Consider the following 22,296-nt stretch of genomic DNA (forward strand, 5'->3'; position numbering starts at 1 on the left):
GCAGGGAGAACAACATGAAGCAGACACATACAAGACGGTTGCGGCTCACGGCGATCCCGATGCTGGCGGTGACGATCGTCGTCGCGGCCGGAGCGGCCTGGGCCTATCAGTCCGACGAGGCCGGCGCGAACGCCAATCCGCCGGGCTATGTCAGCGAGGGCCAGTACGGCGAGGGCGTGCTCGGCAGCGCCGACCAGCCCAAGCCGGAAAGCTTTGATACCGGGTCCAGCTACGGTATCCACGGCGACTGGCCGAGCTATACCCCGCCGCTGGCGGACGGCAAGGGCAAGGATCAGGTCAAGGCCTACTGTTCAGTTTGCCACAACACGACCTATATCAACATGCAGCCGCCACTGTCGGCCCAGCAATGGGACGACACCGTTCACAAGATGCTGAATACCTTCGGTGCGAAGCAGTACATACCGGGAAAAGCGGTGCCGCAGATCATCGAGTATCTGCAATCGCACTACACACCAGACACCATCGGCCAGAATACGGTCAGCCCGAAAGAGGGCGGCCAGGCCGACAACAAGTCAGCCATGGCGGCCGATGAATCGTCGTCTACGGCCGGTGGCTCGAGTGATCCCGCGTCTGCCGCGGTCGCCCCTGCGAAAAGCGACGGGCCCGGTGCGTCTGTATACAACCAGAACTGTGCGGCCTGTCATCAGGCCGATGGCAAGGGCATACCCGGCGCCTTTCCGCCCCAGGCCGGGCATGCGCCGTCGCTGCTGGCAGCCGAGGGTGGCCGCGAGTATCTGGCGCATGTGCTGCTGTTCGGTCTGCAGGGGGCAATCGATGTCGAGGGCACGACCTACAACGGGGCCATGCCGCCCTGGGCGGCAGGACTCGACGATACCCAGATCGCTGATGCACTGAACTATGTGCTGACCGCCTGGGGCAACAACCAGGACCTGCCGGCCGATTTCAAGCCGTACACGGCCCAGGAGATTGCCGCCGAGCGCAGCAAATCGCTCAATACCAGCGCGGTGCACGACGCGCGTTCGACGTTGAATCTTGGGGCCGATGCAGGCGCGACGGTTGCCGGGTCAGAGCAAGACAAGGCGGCCGAGAACAGCAAGCCGCTCAAGGCCGACGTGCCGTTGGCGACGGCCGTGCCGGCGCCGGTCTATGCCGCGCTGCAAAACGCTAATGCGGTCGAGAACATTGCGTCCGGTAAGGTCTACCCGGATATTGGCAGTGCCCACTACGATTCACTGAGCGCAGACGGCAAGCAATTGCTGGTCAGCAATATCGATACCGGCGCGGTCTATCTGCTGGATACCGGTACCGGTCAGAAGCTGGCCACTTTCGATGTGGGCGAAGCCGCCCAGGGCGTCAAGATCTCGCCCGATGGGCGCTACGGCCTGGCGGCCGTGCCGGGCCCCGGCGAGGTCGCGCTGCTGGATCTGAAAAAACACACGCTGATCAAGAAGATCGCGGTCGGTAAGACGCCGCACAATGCGCGTTTCACGGCCGATGGCAAGACCGCTTATGTGACCCTGCAGGACGGCGGCGCCATCGCCGTCATCGATATGGCAACGCAGACGAAGAGCGGCGAAATCCCGGTCGAAGGGATGGCCAAACCACATAATCTGGATCTGTCCGCCGACGGCAAGCGTCTGTGGATACGCGACTTCACGGGCCACGTGGCCGTATTGCAACTCGCCACGCAGAAGGTTCTGGCGCATTTCGATGTCGGACCCAGTCACGGTGGAATTGACGTGATTCCGAATAGTGATTACGTAGCCACGGTTGCCATCGGGGGTCGCGAAGTCACGATCCTAAACCAGAAGACACTGAAAAAGGTCACTACGATTGAAGTGGGCCAGAGCCCGCATGGGGTACGTGCGAGCGCCGATGGGCGCTGGCTGTATGTGAGCGTTACTTCGGACAACAAGATCGCGGTGATCGATATGAACACCTTCAAGGTCGTGCGGGAGGTGCCGACTCAGGGCGGGTTTCCTTTCTGGGTCGCGATCCAAGGCAACGCATGAGATGACGGCCAGCCATTCTGCTTTCGTCTCGTCATGTCGGCGTGTGGGTTACAGCGCATGCGCCGGTTGACCTAACCTGGTTGGTTTGGCTTACAGACGCGCTCTGGTCAGCGTAAAGAATGGCTCGTCAACGTGGTGTGGTGCCGCAAGAGCCGCGCTCGATGTCGGGCCTCGGTTCTGCGATTTTCTATGGATATATAGTCAAGTCGGCATCGACTTGGATTTGGGGTGCGTATAAGGGGCCATGTTTGCGTATTGCGCCAACCCAGTGAATGTCCGATTTGCGCATTCTGCACCGCAGCCATGTGTATTTCGTACTTTCGCTGGTCACGCCGTGGGCGTAGCATTAACTGCGCTACACAACGACCGCAATGATTCCGAGCCCGCCTCGACGGGCGGTGTCGCCGCGTGTCTGCGCAGCGCCAGGCTCCCATGCCACAAGGTTGGCCGAATGCCCTATGTACCATGGCACGCCAGATCGGGGTTCGACATGATTTCAGCGGATCGGGCGGCGGTTACGATGGCCGGCCTGCCGACAGCAAGGTGATGTTCGTGAAAATGCCGGGAAACAATCTCCGCCGTGCCCGCGGCGTGTTCATGCTGGTGCTGGGCGTCGGGCTGCCGCTGTTGCTCAGCGGCTGTGGTGTCGACGACTGGATAAACACATTCCATCTCGATAGCCTGGTGACGTTCTTCACGGCCGGCCCGGTGGCGGCCTATGAACGCAACCTCATGTTGTTCGTATTCACCGTGATGCTGTTCGTGCTGGTCCCGGTAGTGGGTTTCACGCTCTGGTTCGCCTGGCACTACCGTGCATCGAACCGGAATAACACGTACACGCCGAACTGGCACCATTCCGGCCTTCTCGAGATTTTCCTGTGGGGTGGGCCGGTCGTGATCGTCCTCATTCTGGCGACGCTGACCTGGTTCACCACCCACGATCTGGACCCGTACAAGCCGCTCGAGTCGGAGCATCCGACCATCGAGGTACAGGCCATCGCCATGGACTGGAAATGGCTATTCATCTATCCGGAATACAACGTGGCCGTGGTCAATGAGATCGCCATGCCTGTCGACGTGCCGGTGCGCTTCCATCTCACCTCCGCGTCGGTGATGAACGCGTTCATGATTCCGCGCCTGGGCAGCCAGATTTACGCCATGTCAGGCATGGAAACGAAGCTGCATCTCATGGCCGATCAGAAGGGCACGTTCTTCGGCAAGAACTACCAGTACAGCGGCGATGGGTTTGCGCATATGAACTTCGAGGCGCACTCCGTGACGCAGGACGAGTTCGACCAGTGGATCGCCAAGGCGAAAGCCTCGGGCAGAACGCTGGATACGGCGGCCTACAAAAAGCTCGTCAAACCGAGCGAGGACGACTCGGTGAGCTACTACTCGTCCGTGCGCCCGGATCTGTTCCAGCATGTCATCGACGAGTTCAACAGCGCCAACGGCAACGCACATCACACCAGCCATCGCGGCTCGGCCTCCCACTAATCGGCTCGCGCTGAGGTTTATCCAAGATGCTAGGCAAACTCTCGCTCGACGCGTTCATGCACGACAGCCTGATCATCGTGTTCGCGAACGTGATCATGATCGGTACCGGGCTGGCGATCGCGGCTGCGATCACCTACTACGGCAAGTGGGGCTATCTCTATCGCGAATGGCTGACCACCGTCGATCACAAGAAGATCGGCATCATGTACATCATCTTTGCGCTGATTTTCCTGCTGCGCGCATTCATCGATGCCGCTATGGTGCGCGCCCAGCAGGCCGCGATCGGCGCCGGTGCGGAAGAGGGCTATCTGCACGCCTCGCACTTTGCCGAGCTGTTCACCGGCCACGGCACCATGATGATCTTCTTCATGGCCATGCCGTTTCTCATCGGCCTGATGAATATCGCGATTCCGACCCAGATCGGCGCCCGCGACGTGTCGTTCCCGTTCCTGAACTCGCTGAGCTTCTGGCTGACGGCCGCCGCCGGCGCGCTGGTGATGGTGTCGCTGCTCGTGGGCCAGTTCTCGACCGCCGGCTGGACCGGTTATCCGCCATACTCGGCGCTGCCGTACAGCCCGTCTGCCGGCGTGGACTACTGGATCTGGGCGCTGCAGATATCCGGCATCAGCACCACGCTGACCGGCGTGAACTTCCTGGTCACGATTCTCAAGAAACGCGCGCCCGGCATGACGCTCATGCGCATGCCGATGTTCGTGTGGACCGCGCTGTGCACCAATATTCTCATGGTGCTGTCGTTCCCCGCGCTCACCGTGGTGCTGGCCCTGCTGGCGCTGGACCGGTCGTTCGGCTTTCATTTCTTCACCGGAGACATGGGCGGCGACCAGATGATGTATATCAACATGTTCTGGATCTGGGGCCACCCGGAAGTCTATATTCTGGTGCTGCCGGCGTTCGGCGTGTTTTCGGAAATCACCGCGACCTACTGCAACAAGCGCCTGTTCGGCTACACGTCGATGGTGTGGGCGACCATGGCTATCGCCTTCCTGTCGTTCACGGTCTGGGTGCATCATTTCTTCACCATGGGCCAGGATTCGACCCGCAACGCCGCGTTCGGTATCGCCACGATGATCATCGCGATTCCCACCGGCGTGAAGATCTACGACTGGATGTGGACGATGTTCCGCGGCCGTATCGAGTTCAAGCTGCCGATGCTCTGGCTGCTGGGCTTTCTGATCACCTTCACCATGGGCGGCATGTCCGGCGTGCTGCTGGCTATTCCGGGCGCCGACTTCAAGATGCACAACAGCCTGTTCCTGGTTGCGCATTTCCACAACGTGCTGGTGCCCGGCACGATGTTCGGGCTGCTGGCGGGTTTCTATTACTGGTTCCCGAAATCGTTCGGCTTCACGCTGAACGAGAAATGGGGCCGGCATTCGTTCTGGGGCTGGCTGATCGGCTTCTATGTCGCGTTCGTGCCCCTGTACATGCTCGGCATCATGGGTATGCCGCGCCGCATGGTCACCTACGACAACCCGTCCTGGGGCATATGGCTGATCATCGCGGCCATCGGCGCCCTGATCGTGGCCTATGGCATCTTTGCCATGTTCATGCAGATCTATGTGAGCGTGCGTGACCGTGAGCAGAACCGTGATGTCACCGGCGATCCGTGGGGCGGCCGAACGCTCGAGTGGTCGACGTCGTCGCCGCCGCCGGAGTACAACTTCGCGATCATCCCGACCGTCACCGATCGAGACCCGTTCCTGGACATGAAGATCCGCGGTACGGCGTACGCGCGTCCCGAGAAGTACGAGGACATTCATATGCCGAACTCGACGCCGGACGGGGTCATCATTGCCGGCTTCGCGTTCATCTTCGGCTTCGGCTTCGTGTGGAGCATCTGGTGGCTGGCCGCACTCGCCGCGCTGGGTATTATCGCCACGGTGATCGTGCGCGGTTGCCGCGACGACCACGGGTTCCATATCCCGGCGGAAGAGGTCAAGCGCATCGAGGATGCCCGCTACGACCAGCTCAAGGCATCGGGTGTGTTCGAACGCATCAAGCATATCAAGGACTTCGGCGACGATCGCACCGGCGTGCCGGTGGACAAGATGTCGAACGCGAACCTGTGACACACATGCGCATTCGTTTTCTGGAATCGAACTGGATCAGCCATGTCTACTGAAACAGTCGGCTACGACGCCGATATCAAGCACGACGCCGAGATAAGCAGTGCCAGCCGGGCGGATACGGAAGTCAATTTCGGCTTCTGGATCTACCTGATGAGCGACGTCATCCTCTTCTCGATGCTGTTCGTGGCCTATATCGACCTGTCGGACCGTACTGCCGGCGGGCCGATCGCCGCGGAGATCTTCGAGCTGCCGCTCGTGTTCGCCGAGACCATGGCACTGCTGATCTCGAGCCTCACCTTCGGCCTTGCGATGTTGGCCATGCATGCCGGCAATCGGCAGCGGGTAATGATGTGGCTGGGGGTGACGTTCGTGCTCGGCCTGTCGTTCATCAGCATGGAACTCTACGAGTTCACCCATCTGATTGCCGACGGCGCCGGGCCGCAGCGCAGCGCCTTCCTGTCGGCGTTCTTCTCGCTGGTCGGCACCCACGGTCTGCATGTGACCGCGGGCCTGATCTGGATTGCGGTAATGGCCGGCCAGGTGGCGACCAAAGGCCTCAATGCGCACGTGGTCTCGCGCATGGCACGCCTGAGTCTGTTCTGGCATTTCCTCGATCTGGTCTGGATTGCCGTGTTCTCGACCGTCTATCTCGCCGGAGTGATGCAATGAGCGATCATTCAAGCCACAGCCATTCCACCACGGCCGGGCATGCGCCCACGCTGTCGGGCTATCTCACCGGCTTCGTCGCGGCGCTGGTGCTGACCATCGTCCCGTTTGCGCTGGTCAGTCTGGGCTGGTTCTCGGTGCCGGCGACGCTGATCGTCGTCGCCGTCGCGGGCGCCATCCAGGTGGTGGTGCATCTGCGCTACTTCCTGCATCTCGACATGTCCGAAGAGCAGCGCTGGAACACGATCTCGGTAGCCTTCTCGGCCGTGATCATGTTCGTGCTCGTCGGCGGCACGATATGGCTGTTCTACAGTCTGCACTACCGGATGTAGCGTGATCCCGCGGCGCTCGCGCGTCGCGCTGTGCTGACCTATATTCGCCTCAGCAGGCGTCCGGGTCGTTGAGCAGGGCGATGAAATTCGCCACGGCAGCGGATGCCGGGTGATCCTTGCGCTGTACCAAGTGCAGCGGACGGTGCAGGAAAAAATGGTTCGGGCGCAGGCGCACGAGCGAGCCGGCGGCCAGTTCGTCTTCCACGGTGCGCAGCGAGGTGATGGTGAAGCCGGCCCCGGCGATCACCGCGCCCTTGACCGCTTCGGTGCTGCCCATGGATACCGAGTGCCTGAGGGTGAATCCGCGCTCGGCAAGCGCCTTTTCCACCACTGCCCGCGTGCCCGAGCCGCGCTCGCGCACCACGCAGGGATAATGCATCAGCTGCGCCAGCGTCGGATGCTGCAGGCGCGCGACGTCGGCGCCCGGTGCGGCCACCACGACCAGTTGGTCGTCGGTGAACGAGTCGGCGTTGAAGACGTCGGTATCCACGAACCCTTCGGTCAGGGCCACGTCGAGATCGTCGGACGAAAGCTGCTGCTGGGTGGTTTCGGTGTTGGCGACCGACAGTTCGATCTCGATGTCCGGATAGCGTTGATGAAAGGTCGTGAGCAGGCGCGGCAGCAGGTAGTTGCCGATGGTCAGACTGGCGCCGATTCGCAGCGGCTCGGTACCGTCTTCCTTCAGGCCGCTCAGTGCGGCCTTGGCTTCGCTGGTGACCGCCGACAGCCGCCGTGCATAGCCGGCCAGCAGATCGCCCGCCGGGGTCGGCGTAACGCCGCGTGCACCGCGCACCAGCAGCGTGTTGCCGACCATATCCTCCAATGCAGCGATATGTCGGGATACCACCGACTGGCTCAGATAGAGCTGACGTGCCGCGGCGCTGAAGCTGCCGCCGTCGTACACGGCCAGAAAGATCTGAAGTTGCCGAGAGTTCATCGAGGGCTCGTGAAGACGTGCAAAAAAGACATGGCGGGTATCGATTTATTGTAGTTCTGGCGTCGTTGCAGGCGGCGTATGGTGACAGACTATAGCAATCGACGAGGCCGTCCGGCCGCCGGAAAGTCCATGACGTTACATGCGCCCGAAGCCACCGCGCCGAGCCTGCCCCGCTGGGCCAAGGTCATCGACCAGACCACCTGTATCGGTTGTCATGCCTGTACCACGGCCTGTAAGGCCGAGAACGATGTGCCGATCGGCGTATCGCGCACCTATGTGAAATCGGTCGACGTGGGCGAGTTTCCGGATGCGCGTCGGGCTTTTCAGGTTACCCGCTGCAATCAGTGTGTGGACTCGCCGTGCACCGACGCCTGCCCGACTGCCGCCATGCACACCCGCGCCGACGGCATCGTCGATTTCAACAAGGATATCTGTATCGGCTGCAAGGCCTGTATCGCGGCCTGTCCCTACGACGCGATCTTCATCAATCCGGAGGATCATTCGGCCGAGAAATGCAATTTCTGTTCGCATCGGATCGATTCCGGGCTGGAGCCGGCCTGTGTGTCGGTCTGCCCGACCCAGTCTATTTTTGTCGGTGATCTGAACGATCCCGGCTCACGCGTGGCCCAGACCGTCAACCGCGAGCCCGTGGCCGTACGCAAGCCGGAGAAGAACACCAAGCCGAAGATGTTCTACAAGGGCGCGCATCAGGCCACCCTCGATCCGCTGGCTGCCGCGCGTCCGGCAGGCGGCAACTATGCCTGGACCCAGGCGCCGCGCAACGACGGCTCGTTCAACGACGGCCTGGTGCCCTCCGGCAATCCGCTGGGTGACGCATCCGGCCGCGGCAATTCCTCGGCCGCGGCCAAGCTGTCCTACGATCAGCCCCATCACCGGCCCTGGGACTGGCGCGTGTCGGCCTATACCTGGACCAAGAATGTCGGCAGCGGTATCTATTTGATCGCGCTGATGCTGGTGGCCACGGGACTGGTGAGTCCCGAGAATCCGCTCTGGCGCTGGGTCGCCCCGGTGGGCGGCGGTTTCTTCGTGGCCGTGACCTGTCTGCTGCTGGTCGCCGATCTGTCGCATCCGTTTCGTTTCTGGATGATCTTCTGGCGCCCGCAGTGGAACAGCTGGCTGGTCAGGGGCGGCGTGATTCTGGTGTCCTACAGCACGGTGCTGGCCGTGCATTTCGTGGCCAGCATTCTGGGCGCGACCTGGATCGGCGTATGGCTGATGTGGATCGGCGCGCCGCTGGCGATCGCCAGCTCTATCTATACCGCCTGGCTGTTCGGCCAGGCCAAGGCCCGCGATCTCTGGCAGAACCCGCTGCTGGCCCCGCATCTGCTGGTACAGGCCATGGCGGCCGGCTCGGCGATCGTGGTCCCGTTCGCCCTGTTCTTCGCGCCGCAGGCCGTGGACTTCGTGCTGTGGTGGACGGCGGGCGCAACGCTGGCCCACCTGGCGTTCGTGGCCAGCGAGTTCGCCTCGCCCACGCCCAGCGAGCATGCGCGCATCGCGCATTACGAAATGACCCGCGGTCGGTTCCGGCATTTCTTTGCGGCCGGCGTCGTGCTCTCGGCCATCGGCCTGGCCGCGCCGTGGCTCGGTGTATGGGTATGTCTGTTCGCTTTCCTCGGGCCGCTGGCCTATGAGCATGCCTTTGTGCAGGGCGGCCAATCCGTGCCGCTGGCCTGACGATCTGTTCGGAGTGATCCAGATGAAACCGAAGAACCTGATCAAAACCCTCAACGAACGCATCTCGTCGCTCAAGAGCGAGACAGAATCGCGCGGCGAGACATTCTATCCGGGCGCGAGCCGGATCAATCTGGCCGCTTTTCCGCCCAAGGAGCACTGGGACGACTGGATTTCGCTCGAGCCGATCAAGGGCACCGGCAAGCGCCGCGAAACACACTACATGCTGGTACCCACGACCTGCTTCAACTGCCAGTCGTCCTGCGGTCTGCTGGCCTATGTCGACAAGGAAAGCCTCGAGGTGCGCAAGTTCGAGGGCAACCCGGAACATGCGGCCTCGCGCGGGCGCAACTGCGCCAAGGGCCCGGCCACGCTCAACCAGATCACCGATCCGGATCGCATCTTGTATCCGCTCAAGCGCGTGGGCGAGCGCGGCGAAGGCAAGTGGAGCCGCATCGGCTGGGACGAGGCACTCGACACGCTCGCCGAGCGCATTCGAGCCGCCATGCTCGAAGACCGGCGCGACGAGATCATGTACCACGTCGGCCGCGAGGGCGAGGACGGTTTCACCGAGGGTGTATTCAAGGCCTGGGGCATGGACAGCATCAATACCCACACCAATATCTGTTCGGCGGCGGGGCGAACCGGGCTCCAGTACTGGATGGGCTTCGACCGGCCGAGCAACGACTTTGCCAACGCCGATGTCATCGTGCTGACCAGCGCGCATCTGGAGTCCGGCCACTATTTCAATCCGCACGCCCAGCGCATCATCGAGGCCAAGAAGCGCGGTGCGCGCTTGATCGTGGTCGATGTGCGGATGTCGAATACCTCGACCCATGCGGATCACTGGGTCTCGCCCTATCCCGGCAGCGAGGCTGCGATCTTCCTGTGTATGGCCCGGCATCTGATCGAGACGAAGACCTACAACCGGGCCTTCGTGCGGCGCTGGTGGAACTGGCAGGAATATCTCGAATCCCTGTATCCGGACGACGCGGTTAGCTTCGACAACTTCGAGGCACGGCTGGCCGCGGAGTACGCCGACTACAGCTTCGAATATGCCGCGGCCGAATCGCAGGTCGACGTGGGCCAGCTGCGGGCCGTAGCCGAGGTCATCGCCGGAGCCGGCACCAAGCTGTGCACCCAGAACTGGCGCTCGGCGGCGGCCGGCAACCTCGGCGGCTGGCAGGTGCCGCGGACCCTGTTCCTGCTCAACGCCCTGATGGGCGCGATCGGCACCGAAGGCGCAATGATGCCCAACGCCTGGAACAAGTTCGTGCCCGAAAGTCCGATGCAGGCCGAGCACCCGGCGTGGTGGAATGAAATGATCTACCCGCAGGAGTTCCCGCTGTCGGTCAACGAGATGTCGTTTCTGCTGCCGCATTTTCTCAAGGAAGGCCGCGGCCGGCTCGATACCTACTTCAGCCGTGTCTACAATCCGGTGTGGACCAATCCCGGCGGCTTCGACTGGGTCGAGGCGCTCTCCGATACCTCGAAGGTGGGCCTGCACGCAGCCCTCACACCCACCTGGAACGAGACCGCCTACTTCGCCGATCTCATCCTGCCCATGGGCCATGCCTCCGAGCGCCACGACCTGGTGTCGATGGAGACTCACAACGGACGCTGGATCTCGTTTCGCCAGCCGGTGGCGCGGGTGGCGCGCGAGCGCCTCGGCGAAACCATCGGCGACTCTCGTCAGACCAACCCCGGCGAGGTCTGGGAAGAAAACGAATTCTGGTTCGAACTTACCTGGCGTATCGACCACGACGGTACGCTGGGTATCCGCCGGCATATCGAGTCGAAGATCAGCCCCGGTCAGCCCATGGGCATGAACGAGTACTACGCCTGGATCTTCGATCATTCCGTGCCCGGCCTGCCGGAAGCGGCCGCGGCCGAGCACATGAGCCCGCTGGAATACATGCGTCGCTACGGCAGTTTCCAGGTCGACGAAGGCCCGGGGGCGTGGTTCGAGGCCGCGGTGGACGAGCAGGCGCTGGAAGACGAGCAGATCGACGCCCGCGGCCGGGTGTTCACACGCCGGCCGGTCGATTTCGGCGATGGTCCGACCCCGGCTGCCGATCCGCAGGGCCGCTTGCCGGTGGGCGTGAAGATCGGCGATACCATCCATAACGGCTTTCCCACGCCCAGCGGGCGGCTGGAGTTCTATTCGTCCACGCTGGTCGAATGGGGCTGGCCGGAATATGCGCTGCCCAGCTATATCAAAAGCCATATCCATCGCGACAATCTGGCCACCGATCAGATGCCGTTGATTCCGACCTTCCGCCTGCCGACCCAGATCCATACCCGCGGCGCCAATTCCAAATGGCTGGACGAACTCGCCCACAACAATCCGGTCTGGATGAACCCCGTGGACGCGCGCCGGATCGGGGTCGTCGACGGCGGCCGTATCCGTGTGCACGCGGATCTCGGCTATTTCGTGGCCGAGGCCTGGGTCACCGACGGCATTCGTCCCGGTGTGGTGGCCTGCAGTCATCACATGGGGCGCTGGCAGTTCACCGGCGGCACCGACAACCACCAGCGCACCATGCAGACCGACCTGTCCAATACCGGCAGCCAATGGTCGCTCACGCCGGTGGCCGACGAGTCGGCGATGGCGCCACAGTCCGGTGTCGACGCACAGCGGGTCTGGTGGACGGCCGTGGGCGTGCATCAGAACCTGACCTTCGGCGTGCATCCCGACCCGATCTCGGGCCAGCATTGCTGGCACCAAGGCGTACGGGTGACCCCGGCCGAGCGCGGCGACATGCCGGGACAGATTCATGTCGATATCGACGCCTCCGACGCCGTCTATGCTCAATGGATGGCCCGGACCCGGCCGGCGGCCCAGGTCTCGCCGGACGGCAACCGGCGCCCGCGCTGGATGTTGCGCCCGCTCAAGCCGGGCGCGCCGGCCTACCGCCTGGACGGGCCGACCCGGTGAGCGGCGTGGCGCCATCGGCCGATCTATGGGCGCTGCTGGCAATCGCTGCGCGCCCGCCGGCCGAAGCGAGCCGGCCGGTGTTCGATGCGCTGGGCCTGAGCGTGCCCGCCGCGTTCGAGGCCTGGCAGGCGGCGTATACCGAAGCGTTCGTCGTCCAGTGCGTGCCGCAGGCTTCGATCTATCTGGGCGCGCACGGTGCCATCGGCGGCGAGACGGCCGATCGCGTGGCCGATTTTCGCCGCCTGCTGGGTTCGACGACACAGCCTGCCGATACGGCCTGCGATCACGTGGCCGAACTGCTGGCCGACTATGCAGAACTGACCGCGCTCTCGGCCGCCGATGCGCAGGCCGCGCATGCGCGCACGGCGCTGTTCTGGGAACATCTGGCCTGCTGGCTGATGCCGTTGTGCGACGCGCTGCAGCGCTCGGCGCCGGCGCCCTACGCCGGCTGGGCGCGGCTGGTCAAGATGGGTTGTCTGGCCGAGGCACAGGCGCTGGGTGCGCCCGCGCAGCCGGCGCTGCATCTTCGCCGCGTACCGGCCTGGTCGATCGGGCACGATGCGGCCGATATCGACGCCGCGGTAGGTGCGCTGTGCGTGCCGGCAGCCACGGGTCTGGTGCTGTCTCGTGCCGATCTGGCCGCGGCGGGCCAGACGCTGGGTATCGCGCTGGTCTGTGGTAGCCGTGTCTTCATGCTGACACTGCTCATGCGCCAGGACGCGCGCGCCGCACTAAACTGGCTCGCCGGTGAAGCCGGCCGCCAGGCGGATGCGCGCCGCGTGGAGGCCTTGGCGCTGGGACACGCCGCGACGTTCTGGGCACAGCGCGCCGAAGCCAGCGAAGATGCGCTGGCGGCCATGGCCGATACGGCACGCCCTTATGTCGACGGGCGGGTCACGGCATGATCGAAGCCACCGCAAGCGGCGATCGATGGATGCCGCACAAGACACTTGCGCAGAGAAGGGGACCGCATTCGTGAACGATTCCACCGACCGTGACCGCGACGCGCCGCCCGAAGGCGAGGACCGCGAACCGGACTATCGCTTCACGCTGGCCAACGAGCGCACGTTTCTGGCGTGGATCCGCACGGCGCTGGCCCTGCTCGCCGGCTCGGTCGCCTTCGTGCACCTGGTTCCGGAGCTGGGTATCCCGGGCGCCCGGCGCATCATCGGCGCGGTGCTGGCCGCGATCAGCATAGCGGTGGTGGCGGCGAGCGCGCTGCGCTGGCACAGCACCCAGAAGGCCATGCGCCGCGATCAACCGATGCCGTCCACGCTGATGCCCTGGCTGCTGGCCGGCGCGATTCTGCTGGTGAGTCTGGCACTGATGGCGACGATCATCGCCTTCGGCATCGGCGATGGCGGCCGCTGAGCGTTCATGTCGACACGTGATATCGGCGATCGCCCCGGGCTGCAGGCCGAGCGCACCGATCTGTCCTGGGTGCGCACCAGCACCGCTATGCTCGCCAACGGCGGCCTGCTGCTGCTGCGCCACGATCTGAGCGCGCCCAACGGGCTGCAACTGCTCAGCGGCGCGATCGCTCTTTTTCTCGCGATTCTCACCCTGGGCGTGGCGGCACAGCGGCGACGGGTGCTCACGACGCGGCCCTTGCCCCAGCCCGTGGCCGCGCCCGGCGCCGTGCGCTGGCTGGCCGTGGGCGCCCTGTTGCTCGGCGTAAGTACGCTGATCGCGTTGATCGTACCGTTCGAGCCGTAGCGGGCACGGCCGGCCGGGGGACGCTTGCATCGATCGAACAGGCCCTAGCAACGGAGACGAGCAACGACACGGGCGAGCGCTTCTGCCTGTTGAACATCCCATCGCTACGGGGTCGGTGGGGGCTGCAGAGTATTCTAAAGTTAAGTAAAAACGAATGATCTGATAACTACAATTCGATTTTATTTTTATATAGGTATCGCTAGCCTGACTGCGGATTCAACAAAACGGAGCGCGTCATGCGCAAGCTCTACTGTCTGCTACCCGATGAACACGCCCTGCGTGCCGTGATCGGCGAACTGCACACGGCGGGTGTGGATACCGGCCGCATCGGCATCGTCGCGCACCGGAATATCCGCTTCGACGAGCACCTGAGCGCCGAGGAACTGGGCCAGATCCGTCACAGCGATCTGCTGCCGTCGCTGGAGAAGGGCGCGGCCGCTGGCGGTGTCACCGGTCTGTGTGCTGGGTTGGTCGCACTGGTGTTTCCGCCCGCGGGCTTCGCGCTTGGCGGCACGGCGCTGATCGGCACGACGGTCGCGGGTGCCGGTTTCGGAGCCTGGATGGCGTCGATGGTGGGCATATCGCTGCCGCATCAGGATATCGAGGCATTCAGCCAGGCGATCGAGGACGGCGCATTGCTTTTGCTCATCGATATAGAAACCGAACGCCAGGACGAGATCGCGGCCCATATACGGCGCCATCATCCCAACGTCCGGATCAATTACAGCAGTCGATGGTTGTCGGGCGCGGCCTGAGCCGGCTGCCCAACCGTTTTTAAAGGAATACTCATGGCATTCACCGCACCGCTGACCCAGCTCAGCCATCCGCGCGAGTTGGTCCGGCATTTCACTCCCAACTGGTTCACCGCGACCATGGGTACCGGCATCCTGTCGCTCGCACTGGCGGGCTTTCCCGTCGATGTGCCCGGGCTCGGCGTGCTGGCAGAAGGCCTGTGGTGGTTCAACATGCTGCTGTTCGGCCTGTGCAGCCTGCTCTATGCCGCCCGCTGGATATTCTTCACGGCCGACGCCCGCCGTATTCTCGGCCATGGCACGATGTGCATGTTCTTCGGCGCCATACCCATGGGCCTGATCACCCTCGTCAACGGGTTCCTGGTGTTCGGGATTGCCCACTGGGGTGAGACCGCGGTACGGATCGCGGCGAACCTGTGGTGGTTCGATGCCGCCATGGCACTGGCCTGTGCCTGGTTCGTGCCGTTTCTGATGTTCACCCGCCAGGAGCACGCGCTCGAGAACATGACCGCCGTCTGGCTGCTGCCGATCGTGGCCGCCGAGGTCACCGCCGGCTCGGGTGGCCTGATCATTCCGCATCTGGGGGCCACCGACGAGGCCCGCAGCATGCTCTATTTCAGCTATGCGCTGTGGGCGACCTCGGTGCTGCCGGCGATGGGTATTCTGGTCATCCTGTTTCTGCGCATGGTCCTGCACAAGCTGCCCGGCAAGGACATGGCCGTGTCGAGCTGGCTGTCGCTAGGGCCGATCGGCACCGGCACGCTGGGGCTGCTGACGCTCGGTACGGCCGCCCCGCAGGTGCTGCTGGGGCCGGAAGGTCAAGCGATTGCCAATGCGGCCTACGGCTTCGGGATTGTCGGCGGCGTGATTCTCTGGGGCTACGGGCTGTGGTGGCTGGTACTGGCGGTGATGACCACGGCCTATCATCTGCCGAGCGGCCTGCCGTTCAACATGGGCTGGTGGGGTTTCACCTTCCCGCTGGGCGTGTATTCGGTGGCCACGCTCAAGCTGGCGGAGTTGACCGGCATCGGCTTCTATAACCTCATCGGCAGCGTATTTGTGGTCATGCTGGCCGGCTTCTGGCTGATCGTGACCAGCCGTACGCTGCCCGGCATCTATCACGGCGCCCTGTTTCGTGCGCCCTGTCTGTCGGCCGAGACCGGCATGCGCGACGCCGAGCTTGCAGGCGAGCGGGCTGCGGATCCGGCATGAGAAATACGGCATAAACCTGCGTGCTACACTTTATTTGGTCAGGCTTGATTGCCGGAGACTTCCATCAGCGAACACCACAGCGCCGGCCAGACTACCGAATCCAGGGACGGCGCCGAATATGCCGAGGATCGAACGATGCCCCTGATCTATTCCATCCTGGCGATCGCGATCGGGGCGGCGATCGGCGCCAATATCCGCTGGCTGCTCGGCATCGGCTTGAACAGCTACCTGCCCCATCTGCCGCCGGGCACGCTGGTGGCGAATCTGCTCGGGGCCTTCCTGATCGGTATCGCCATTGCGGCGTTCTCCGCGCTGCCCGAGCTGTCGAGCTTCTGGCGACTGATGGTGGTGACCGGTTTTCTCGGCGCGCTGACCACGTTCTCGACCTTCTCGGCGGAAATCTTCACCCAGCTCCAGGCCGGCCGGCTGGCCTGGGCGTTCGCCGGCATCGCGATTCATGTCGCCGGCTCGCTTGCCATGACCGGGCTCGGCATGGCTACCTTTGCGGTGATTCGTCAAATATCGGGAGTCACACGATGAAAGGTTTCGAAGTGATCTTCATGGCGCCCCGGTCACGCCGCCACGACGGTACGCCGGTGCTGGACGCGATCGTCGACATCGCCAGGGAGCATGACATCACGCGCATGACCCGGCGCGTGAATGCCGAAGGCACCGGTGCCGGCGGCCATTGCCATTCCGCGCATTTCTTCGAGCTGGCCGACGAGCCGGAAGAGCTGATGTTCGTACTCGACGGCGGCGACGCCGACGCGCTGATTCGTGCGGTCGAGGCAAAGGAAATGCACGTGTTCTGCCTGCGCCGGCAGATCGACTACTGGCAGTTTGGCGACGACTGATCGGCGCGCCTACAGCGCCGGCTGGTTGACTCGCTCCGACAGCGCCTCGGGGGCTTCGCGCCGCTCCGAATAACGGTCGGTCAGATACGCGGATTCGGCGCGCAGCAGGCGTGTGAACTTGACCAGTTCCTCCATCACGTCGACCACGCGGTCGTAGTAGGGCGAGGGCAGCATGCGCCCGGCCTCGTCGAACTCGTTGAAGGCCTTGGGCACCGATGACTGGTTGGGGATGGTGAACATGCGCATCCAGCGCCCGAGCACACGCAGCGAATTGACCACGTTGAACGACTGCGAACCGCCACAGACCTGCATCACCGCGAGTGTGCGCCCCTGGGTCGGACGCATGCCGCCGATCGACAGCGGCAGCCAGTCGATCTGGCTCTTGAACACGCCGGACAGATTGCCGTGGCGTTCCGGGCTGCACCAGACCTGGCCTTCCGACCAGAACGACAGCTCGCGCAGTTCGGCGACCTTGGGGTGCTCGGCCTCGGCGCCATCGGGCAACGGCAGACCGTGCGGATCGAAGGTGCGCGTCTGGGCGCCGAAGGCCTGCAACAGGCGTGCGGCTTCCTCGGTGAGCAGGCGGCTGTAGGAACGCTCGCGCAGCGAGCCGTAGAGCAGCAGGATACGCGGCGGATGGCTGTCATCGGCCGCGGGGCGCAGCGTCAGGCAGTCGCTATCGAGATTGGGCAGGTCGTTCATCGCAGGTCGTCCATCAAAGGCACTCTTGTTGCAGTCAGCCGAGCACGGCCAGCCAGCCGGCCAGGGCGGTGAGGGTGATCAGCAGCACCGGCAGGGTGAGCACGATGCCGATACGAAAATACTGGCCCCAGCTGATTTTCAGGCCCTTGCGTGCGAGCACATGCAGCCAGAGCAGGGTGGCGAGGCTGCCGATCGGCGTGATCTTGGGGCCGAGATCGCTGCCGACCACGTTGGCGTAGATCATGGCGTCCTGCACCAGTCCGGAGACATGGCTGGCATCGATCGACAGGGCCACGACCAGCACGGTCGGCATGTTGTTCATGATCGAAGACAGAAACGCCGCGAGTAGGCCGGTGCCGACCGTGGCAATCCACAGGGACTGCTGCGACATCACATCCAGCAGGCCGGCCAGATATTGGGTCAGTCCGGCGTTCTGCAGGCCGTAGACGACCAGATACATGCCCAGCGAGAACACCACGATATCCCAGGGCGCGCCGCGGATGACCCTGAGGTTGTCGATGACATGCCCGCGCTGGGCGATCGCCAGCAGGATGGCGGCGCCGATGGCGGCGACCAGACAGACCGGAATGCCGATGTTCTCGGCAACGAGCAGCCCGACCAGCAGGAGTGCGAGCACCCACCAGCCGGCAATGAACACGGCGCGGTCGCGAATCGCGGCGACCGGTTCGCGCAGGTTTTTCGGGTCGAAGGTGGCCGGAATGTCGTGCCGGAAATACCAGCGCACGACCAGAATCGAACTGGCCACGGACACGACATAGACCGGCATCATCACGACCGCATAGGCGCCGAAGCCCAGTCCGAAAAAGTCCGCAGACACGATGTTGACCAGGTTCGAGATCACCAGCGGCAGGCTGGCGGTATCGGCGATGAAGCCGGCCGCCATGACGAAGGCCAGCGTCGCCCCGGCCGAGAACCCCAGTGCCAGCAGCATTTCGAACACGATGGGCGTGAGGATGAGCGCGGCGCCGTCGTTGGCGAACACGGCCGCCACCAGCGCGCCCAGCAGCATCACCAGCACCAGCAGGCGCGGGCCGCGCCCGCCGCCGGCGCGCGCCACGTGCAGCGCAGCCCATTCGAAAAAGCCGGCCTCGTCCAGGGTCAGGCTGATCAGGATGATGGCGATGAAGGTGAAGGTCGCATTCCAGACGATGCCCCAGACGGTGACGATATCGCCCAAGGCCACCACGCCGGTGGCCAGTGCCACCAGCGCGCCCGCGGCCGCGCTCCAGCCGATGCCGAGCCTGCGCGGTTGCCAGATGACCAGCGTCAGGGTGGCAATGAAGATGAGAATGGCAATGGACATGGCGTCTGGTTCGGATGACAGGAACGAGCCGGCCGTCGGCGCGCGACCGGGATGCACGGCTGCGGATGCTCAGTCGCGGGCGGTACCCAGTTCGGCAAGCAGCGCCTCGACGTGGCCGCGAATCAGATCGCGGGTGTCAGCAAACACCGCCGCGATCTGCTCGGCGCTGCCGCTCGCCCCGGCCGGATCGTCGATCGGCCAGTGCTGCTTGTGAGTGCCGGCCGGCAACAGCGGACAGTGTTCGTCGGCATGGCCGCAGACGGTGACCACCCGATCGGCCCAGTCCAGATCGGCATCGGCGAGCACGGCGGACTGCTGGGCGCTGATGTCCACGCCGGCGGCCTGCATGGTCGCCACCGCATTTGGGTTCAGGCCGTGGGCTTCGAGGCCCGCGGAGCGTACGGCGATATCGGCGCCGCCGAGATGACGGGTCCAGCCCTCGGCCATCTGCGAGCGACAGCTGTTACCCGTGCATAGATAGAGAATGTTCATCGCCAAATTCCTTGTAGGCATTGCAGGTCAGTTGTTGCAGCGCCCGTCCGGGCGATCGGGCATATGCGCCAGGCGGCGCGCGTCGTCGGCGAACGGCGCGTCCTGCGCGTGCGCGGCGACGACATCGTTGAGCGTGCTGCGCGCCCATGACGGCAGCGTGTCGGCCAGGCGGTAGTGCACCCAGATGCGCTCGCGCCGGTCGGCCACCAGGCCGGTCTCCCGCAGCAGCTTGAGATGCCGCGAGATCTTGGGCTGCGAGAGTTCCAGCGCATGCACCAGTTCGCACACGCACAGTTCGCCGTGGGTCACGATCAGCGCCAGACAGCGCAGGCGCGTGCTGTCGGCCAGCGCCTGGAAGACCTCCTCTGGCGCCGCCGCGCTGGTCGGGCGCGCGGTCGTGGCAGACGTATTCATGTCTCGGTCCCGACGGGGTTGCCCGCCTCGAGCCGGCCGATGGCATCGACCTCGGATTGCAGGCTCATGCGATCGAGCGAGGCGATCGGCAGATTGGCGAGAAGCTGGATGCGCGTGCGCATGGCATGCAGGGCATTGCGAAAGGCTTGACGGCGCATCGTCGCGTCGCCGTCGACCTGCGAAGGGTCTTCGATGCCCCAGTGGCCGGTCACCGGATGCCCGGGCCAATTCGGACAGGTCTGGCCCAGCGTCTTGTCGCAGACGCTGAACACCAGATCCATGGGCGCTGCGCCGTCGCGCGCGAACACGTCCCAGTGCTTCGGGTACAGGTCGTGGGTCGGGATATGCATGGAAGTCAGCAGTTCGGCGGCGAGAGGGTGGATACGCTCGCCGGGTTCACTACCCGCGCTGAAACCACGCAAAGGGATATGCGGGAGGCTGTTGAGCAGCGCCTCGCCGATGATGCTGCGTGCACTGTTCCGGTGGCAAAGGAACAGTACGTTGTAGGTTCGCTCGACGTCGCTCATGGATATGCCTCCGCGTATATTCGAAATATAGAATATACGGAAATTCGCATATTGCAAGCGCGTTGATTGTGGCCGCGTCGCTATGGGGCCACGGTTCTCGCGTCAGCCGGCGGCGATCAGGGCGGGCAGTTCGGCGAAATCGCTGAAACGGGTGAGGTCGGCATCCGGATGCGGGCCGATCGCGCCGTGCGGGTCGTAGCCGAAAACACGCATGCCGGCACGCCGGCCGGCTTCGACGCCGGCATCGCTGTCCTCGATCACCGCACAGGCGGCAGGTGTCACATCCATCGCGGCGGCGGCCGTCAGGAAAAGATCCGGCTCGGGCTTCCAGATCTCGATGGTGTAGGCGCTGAACACCAGATCGCCGAAATAGTTGGCCAGTCTGGTTGCCGCCAGCGCGACCCCGAGCTTTCTCTCGGGCCCGCTGGATGCGACGCACATCGGCAGATCGATGGCTTCGATCGCCTCGCGCACGCCGGGCATGGGCTGCAGTTCCCGTTCGAACAGATCGTACATATGCGCGCGGTAGCGATCCGTGAAATCGTTGGCGAGGGCCACGCCGTGGCGTGCGGCCAGGGTCTCGATCATGGTCTCGAACTTGCCGCCGCGGAACTCGGCCTCCAGGACATCGGCATCGAGGTCGAGACCATGGTCAATGGCGAACAGTTCGGCCACGCCGCGCGCGTTCAGGCCCTCGCTGTCCACGAGCGTGCCGTCGCAGTCGAATATGACCGCCGCGATGGGGGGCGACCCGGATGTGTCTGTCATGGCGAAAGGCTTCTGCTGAGGCGGCGGCGAATGCGCGCGGCCGGCGTGGGTGGTTTCTACTCTGTGAACCCTGCCGAGCATGGGGCCGCGATCGAGTCAGACAACCGCAATGCAGGTCGGCCGCGCGTGTCTGCGCTCTGCCTGGAGCAGGCGAGGCGCCGACTGCGATGAGCCGGCGCCTCGAACGGGCCGCGTGGCGGCGCGGTATGCCTCAGTGCCCGTGATGGGCGCAGCAGTGCGCCTGCTCGGGGGCCTGTTTAGACAGCCGCCAGAGCCCGAAGCCGACCACGATGAAGATCAGGTTCAACCACAGGGTGTAGTCCAGCGCGAAGAAGTCCATCGAGCCCACGCTCGTGGCACTGGCCTTGGGCACCCAGCCGCCGGCGGTAAACAGCAGATCGATCACGAAGCCGGTGATCGCCATGGCGATATAGAGCACCAGGCCGAGCATGGCCGCGAGCCGGGTGCCGTAATAGCGCCGATAGACCAGCAGCATCGGGATCACGATCAGATCGCCGTAGATGAAGGCGAGCGCCCCGCCGAAGCTGATGCCGCCGTTGAACAACGCGGCCGCCATGGGCACGTTGCCGACCGAACACACGAAGCTGAACACCGCGACGATCGGCCCGACCAGGGCGTTCTCGATCATCTGTAGCAGGGATACGCTGTCGCCGCCGGACAGGAATATGGCCTGCCAGAAACCCTGCGGCACCCAGACCATGATCACGCCGGCGACCACCACGCCGATGACGATATCCTTCCAGATCATCGACCAGTCCATGGCGAAGTGCGACGCCGCGGCGCGCCAGCCGTCGAGGCTGAACACGCTGGGTACGGCGGCGTCGTCCTCCTCGTCGTTGCCGGTTTCGGCCGCGCGCACACGCTCGAACGCCGGCGCCAGATTGAACGCCTTGACCAGCGTGGTCGCAATCGCGATCAACAGGATACCGCCGGCGAACTCCGCGACCACGAACTGCCAGCCCATCAGCGACCACAGCACCACGCCCAGTTCGATCACCAGATTGGTGGCCGCGATCATGAAGGCCACCGACGCGGCAATACTCGCGCCGCGCATGAACACGCTGCGGCTCATTGCCGCCGCGGCATAAGAGCACGACGAACTGATCGCGCCGAAAAAACCAGCCCGCGCCAGCGAGCCGGCGCCGTCGTCACCCATGACCCGGGCCATGCGTCGTTTGGGCACGAAGGCCTGCACCGCGCCCGAAATACCGAAGCCAAGTACAAGCGCCCAGAGAATTTTCCAGGCCATGCCGGCGATGGTGTAGAGCGTGTCGCCCAGCATCGAAAAGATGTCCATGACCGTCCCTCGTTTCAGCCAGGCCGGCGGGCAGAACTGTCCGTGGGCTTGGCCTGTAAATGTGTGCT

22 protein-coding genes are annotated in these 22,296 nt (G+C 64.1%); 14 read left to right on the top strand and 8 right to left on the bottom strand.

Annotation, left to right across the window (positions count from 1 at the left end; genetic code table 11):
* Window positions 1–14: 14 nt before the first annotated feature.
* The 5 genes from ACFOSU_RS10005 to cyoD all read left to right on the top strand — a co-directional run bounded on the left by ACFOSU_RS10005 (window position 15) and on the right by cyoD (window position 6,579).
* On the top strand, window positions 15–1,994 hold the full coding sequence (locus tag ACFOSU_RS10005; RefSeq protein WP_380689007.1) for a c-type cytochrome: 1,980 nt from the start codon (window positions 15–17) through the stop codon (window positions 1,992–1,994).
* Window positions 1,995–2,552: 558 nt separating this feature from the next.
* Complete coding sequence (gene cyoA, locus ACFOSU_RS10010; protein WP_380689247.1) at window positions 2,553–3,491, top strand: ubiquinol oxidase subunit II; 939 nt, start codon at window positions 2,553–2,555, stop codon at window positions 3,489–3,491.
* A gap of 26 nt (window positions 3,492–3,517) precedes the next feature.
* Window positions 3,518–5,581 carry a cytochrome o ubiquinol oxidase subunit I gene (gene cyoB, locus ACFOSU_RS10015; protein ID WP_380689009.1) on the top strand — a complete coding sequence of 688 codons (2,064 nt, stop codon included), beginning with the start codon at window positions 3,518–3,520 and terminating at the stop codon, window positions 5,579–5,581.
* A gap of 42 nt (window positions 5,582–5,623) precedes the next feature.
* Window positions 5,624–6,250, top strand: a complete 627-nt coding sequence (cyoC, locus tag ACFOSU_RS10020) for a cytochrome o ubiquinol oxidase subunit III (protein ID WP_380689010.1) — start codon at window positions 5,624–5,626, stop codon at window positions 6,248–6,250.
* Entirely contained in the window at window positions 6,247–6,579 is a 333-nt protein-coding gene (cyoD, locus tag ACFOSU_RS10025; RefSeq protein ID WP_380689012.1) for a cytochrome o ubiquinol oxidase subunit IV, read from the top strand. The genes cyoC and cyoD overlap by 4 nt, the downstream gene beginning before the upstream one ends.
* Window positions 6,580–6,628: 49 nt before the next feature.
* Here cyoD and ACFOSU_RS10030 read toward each other — a convergent pair whose 3' ends face one another.
* The gene (locus tag ACFOSU_RS10030; protein WP_380689014.1) at window positions 6,629–7,516 is read right to left on the bottom strand and encodes a LysR substrate-binding domain-containing protein; all 888 of its coding nucleotides are present in this window, start codon (window positions 7,514–7,516) and stop codon (window positions 6,629–6,631) included.
* 129 nt (window positions 7,517–7,645) lie between these two features.
* On the opposite strand from ACFOSU_RS10030, the gene ACFOSU_RS10035 reads away from it, so the two are divergent.
* The 9 genes from ACFOSU_RS10035 to ACFOSU_RS10075 all read left to right on the top strand — a co-directional run bounded on the left by ACFOSU_RS10035 (window position 7,646) and on the right by ACFOSU_RS10075 (window position 16,683).
* Complete coding sequence (locus ACFOSU_RS10035; protein WP_380689016.1) at window positions 7,646–9,214, top strand: 4Fe-4S dicluster domain-containing protein; 1,569 nt, start codon at window positions 7,646–7,648, stop codon at window positions 9,212–9,214.
* Window positions 9,215–9,236: 22 nt separating this feature from the next.
* Window positions 9,237–12,149, top strand: coding sequence for a molybdopterin-dependent oxidoreductase (locus ACFOSU_RS10040; protein ID WP_380689018.1), 2,913 nt, complete (start codon window positions 9,237–9,239; stop codon window positions 12,147–12,149).
* A gap of 5 nt (window positions 12,150–12,154) precedes the next feature.
* Window positions 12,155–13,054 (top strand): molecular chaperone TorD family protein, encoded by a 900-nt coding sequence (locus tag ACFOSU_RS10045; RefSeq protein ID WP_380689020.1) that lies wholly within the window; start codon window positions 12,155–12,157, stop codon window positions 13,052–13,054.
* 70 nt (window positions 13,055–13,124) lie between these two features.
* Complete coding sequence (locus ACFOSU_RS10050; protein WP_380689022.1) at window positions 13,125–13,520, top strand: YidH family protein; 396 nt, start codon at window positions 13,125–13,127, stop codon at window positions 13,518–13,520.
* A 6-nt stretch (window positions 13,521–13,526) separates the two neighbouring features.
* A complete protein-coding gene (locus ACFOSU_RS10055; RefSeq protein WP_380689024.1) occupies window positions 13,527–13,865 on the top strand; it encodes a DUF202 domain-containing protein in 339 nt (112 codons plus the stop codon).
* A gap of 236 nt (window positions 13,866–14,101) precedes the next feature.
* A complete protein-coding gene (locus tag ACFOSU_RS10060) occupies window positions 14,102–14,620 on the top strand; it encodes a DUF1269 domain-containing protein (protein ID WP_380689026.1) in 519 nt (172 codons plus the stop codon).
* Between the two features lie 33 nt (window positions 14,621–14,653).
* A complete protein-coding gene (locus ACFOSU_RS10065) occupies window positions 14,654–15,829 on the top strand; it encodes a TDT family transporter (RefSeq protein ID WP_380689028.1) in 1,176 nt (391 codons plus the stop codon).
* A gap of 141 nt (window positions 15,830–15,970) precedes the next feature.
* Window positions 15,971–16,369: a fluoride efflux transporter CrcB gene (crcB, locus tag ACFOSU_RS10070; protein ID WP_380689250.1), complete on the top strand. Its 399-nt coding sequence runs from the start codon at window positions 15,971–15,973 to the stop codon at window positions 16,367–16,369.
* The gene (locus ACFOSU_RS10075; protein WP_380689029.1) at window positions 16,366–16,683 is read left to right on the top strand and encodes a DUF190 domain-containing protein; all 318 of its coding nucleotides are present in this window, start codon (window positions 16,366–16,368) and stop codon (window positions 16,681–16,683) included. Before crcB ends, ACFOSU_RS10075 begins: the two co-directional genes overlap by 4 nt.
* A 9-nt stretch (window positions 16,684–16,692) precedes the next feature.
* Here ACFOSU_RS10075 and arsH read toward each other — a convergent pair whose 3' ends face one another.
* From arsH to ACFOSU_RS10110, 7 genes are all read right to left on the bottom strand, one after another.
* Window positions 16,693–17,385 carry an arsenical resistance protein ArsH gene (arsH, locus tag ACFOSU_RS10080; RefSeq protein WP_380689031.1) on the bottom strand — a complete coding sequence of 231 codons (693 nt, stop codon included), beginning with the start codon at window positions 17,383–17,385 and terminating at the stop codon, window positions 16,693–16,695.
* A gap of 34 nt (window positions 17,386–17,419) precedes the next feature.
* Window positions 17,420–18,709 (bottom strand): arsenic transporter, encoded by a 1,290-nt coding sequence (locus tag ACFOSU_RS10085; protein ID WP_380689033.1) that lies wholly within the window; start codon window positions 18,707–18,709, stop codon window positions 17,420–17,422.
* A gap of 69 nt (window positions 18,710–18,778) precedes the next feature.
* Window positions 18,779–19,201: an arsenate reductase ArsC gene (locus ACFOSU_RS10090; RefSeq protein WP_380689035.1), complete on the bottom strand. Its 423-nt coding sequence runs from the start codon at window positions 19,199–19,201 to the stop codon at window positions 18,779–18,781.
* A 27-nt stretch (window positions 19,202–19,228) separates the two neighbouring features.
* The gene (locus tag ACFOSU_RS10095) at window positions 19,229–19,615 is read right to left on the bottom strand and encodes a metalloregulator ArsR/SmtB family transcription factor (protein WP_380689037.1); all 387 of its coding nucleotides are present in this window, start codon (window positions 19,613–19,615) and stop codon (window positions 19,229–19,231) included.
* Window positions 19,612–20,142 (bottom strand): arsenate reductase ArsC, encoded by a 531-nt coding sequence (locus ACFOSU_RS10100; RefSeq protein WP_380689039.1) that lies wholly within the window; start codon window positions 20,140–20,142, stop codon window positions 19,612–19,614. Before ACFOSU_RS10100 ends, ACFOSU_RS10095 begins: the two co-directional genes overlap by 4 nt.
* Window positions 20,143–20,244: 102 nt before the next feature.
* Entirely contained in the window at window positions 20,245–20,910 is a 666-nt protein-coding gene (locus ACFOSU_RS10105) for an HAD-IA family hydrolase (protein WP_380689041.1), read from the bottom strand.
* A gap of 211 nt (window positions 20,911–21,121) precedes the next feature.
* Complete coding sequence (locus ACFOSU_RS10110) at window positions 21,122–22,228, bottom strand: permease (protein WP_380689043.1); 1,107 nt, start codon at window positions 22,226–22,228, stop codon at window positions 21,122–21,124.
* Window positions 22,229–22,296 lie beyond the last annotated feature (68 nt).

The organism is Salinisphaera aquimarina (genome assembly GCF_042643355.1).
GTDB classification, from domain to species: Bacteria; Pseudomonadota; Gammaproteobacteria; order Nevskiales; family Salinisphaeraceae; genus Salinisphaera; species Salinisphaera aquimarina.

Bases quoted from the DNA above. Each gene is read 5' to 3' on its own strand.
- ACFOSU_RS10005 (WP_380689007.1), top strand. From the start codon at position 15: ATGAAGCAGACACATACAAGACGGTTGCGGCTCACGGCGATCCCGATG.
- cyoA (WP_380689247.1), top strand. From the start codon at position 2,553: ATGCCGGGAAACAATCTCCGCCGTGCCCGCGGCGTGTTCATGCTGGTG.
- cyoB (WP_380689009.1), top strand. From the start codon at position 3,518: ATGCTAGGCAAACTCTCGCTCGACGCGTTCATGCACGACAGCCTGATC.
- cyoC (WP_380689010.1), top strand. From the start codon at position 5,624: ATGTCTACTGAAACAGTCGGCTACGACGCCGATATCAAGCACGACGCC.
- cyoD (WP_380689012.1), top strand. From the start codon at position 6,247: ATGAGCGATCATTCAAGCCACAGCCATTCCACCACGGCCGGGCATGCG.
- ACFOSU_RS10030 (WP_380689014.1), bottom strand. From the start codon at position 7,516: ATGAACTCTCGGCAACTTCAGATCTTTCTGGCCGTGTACGACGGCGGC.
- ACFOSU_RS10035 (WP_380689016.1), top strand. From the start codon at position 7,646: ATGACGTTACATGCGCCCGAAGCCACCGCGCCGAGCCTGCCCCGCTGG.
- ACFOSU_RS10040 (WP_380689018.1), top strand. From the start codon at position 9,237: ATGAAACCGAAGAACCTGATCAAAACCCTCAACGAACGCATCTCGTCG.
- ACFOSU_RS10055 (WP_380689024.1), top strand. From the start codon at position 13,527: ATGTCGACACGTGATATCGGCGATCGCCCCGGGCTGCAGGCCGAGCGC.
- ACFOSU_RS10060 (WP_380689026.1), top strand. From the start codon at position 14,102: ATGCGCAAGCTCTACTGTCTGCTACCCGATGAACACGCCCTGCGTGCC.
- ACFOSU_RS10065 (WP_380689028.1), top strand. From the start codon at position 14,654: ATGGCATTCACCGCACCGCTGACCCAGCTCAGCCATCCGCGCGAGTTG.
- ACFOSU_RS10075 (WP_380689029.1), top strand. From the start codon at position 16,366: ATGAAAGGTTTCGAAGTGATCTTCATGGCGCCCCGGTCACGCCGCCAC.
- arsH (WP_380689031.1), bottom strand. From the start codon at position 17,385: ATGAACGACCTGCCCAATCTCGATAGCGACTGCCTGACGCTGCGCCCC.
- ACFOSU_RS10085 (WP_380689033.1), bottom strand. From the start codon at position 18,709: ATGTCCATTGCCATTCTCATCTTCATTGCCACCCTGACGCTGGTCATC.
- ACFOSU_RS10090 (WP_380689035.1), bottom strand. From the start codon at position 19,201: ATGAACATTCTCTATCTATGCACGGGTAACAGCTGTCGCTCGCAGATG.
- ACFOSU_RS10095 (WP_380689037.1), bottom strand. From the start codon at position 19,615: ATGAATACGTCTGCCACGACCGCGCGCCCGACCAGCGCGGCGGCGCCA.
- ACFOSU_RS10100 (WP_380689039.1), bottom strand. From the start codon at position 20,142: ATGAGCGACGTCGAGCGAACCTACAACGTACTGTTCCTTTGCCACCGG.
- ACFOSU_RS10105 (WP_380689041.1), bottom strand. From the start codon at position 20,910: ATGACAGACACATCCGGGTCGCCCCCCATCGCGGCGGTCATATTCGAC.
- ACFOSU_RS10110 (WP_380689043.1), bottom strand. From the start codon at position 22,228: ATGGACATCTTTTCGATGCTGGGCGACACGCTCTACACCATCGCCGGC.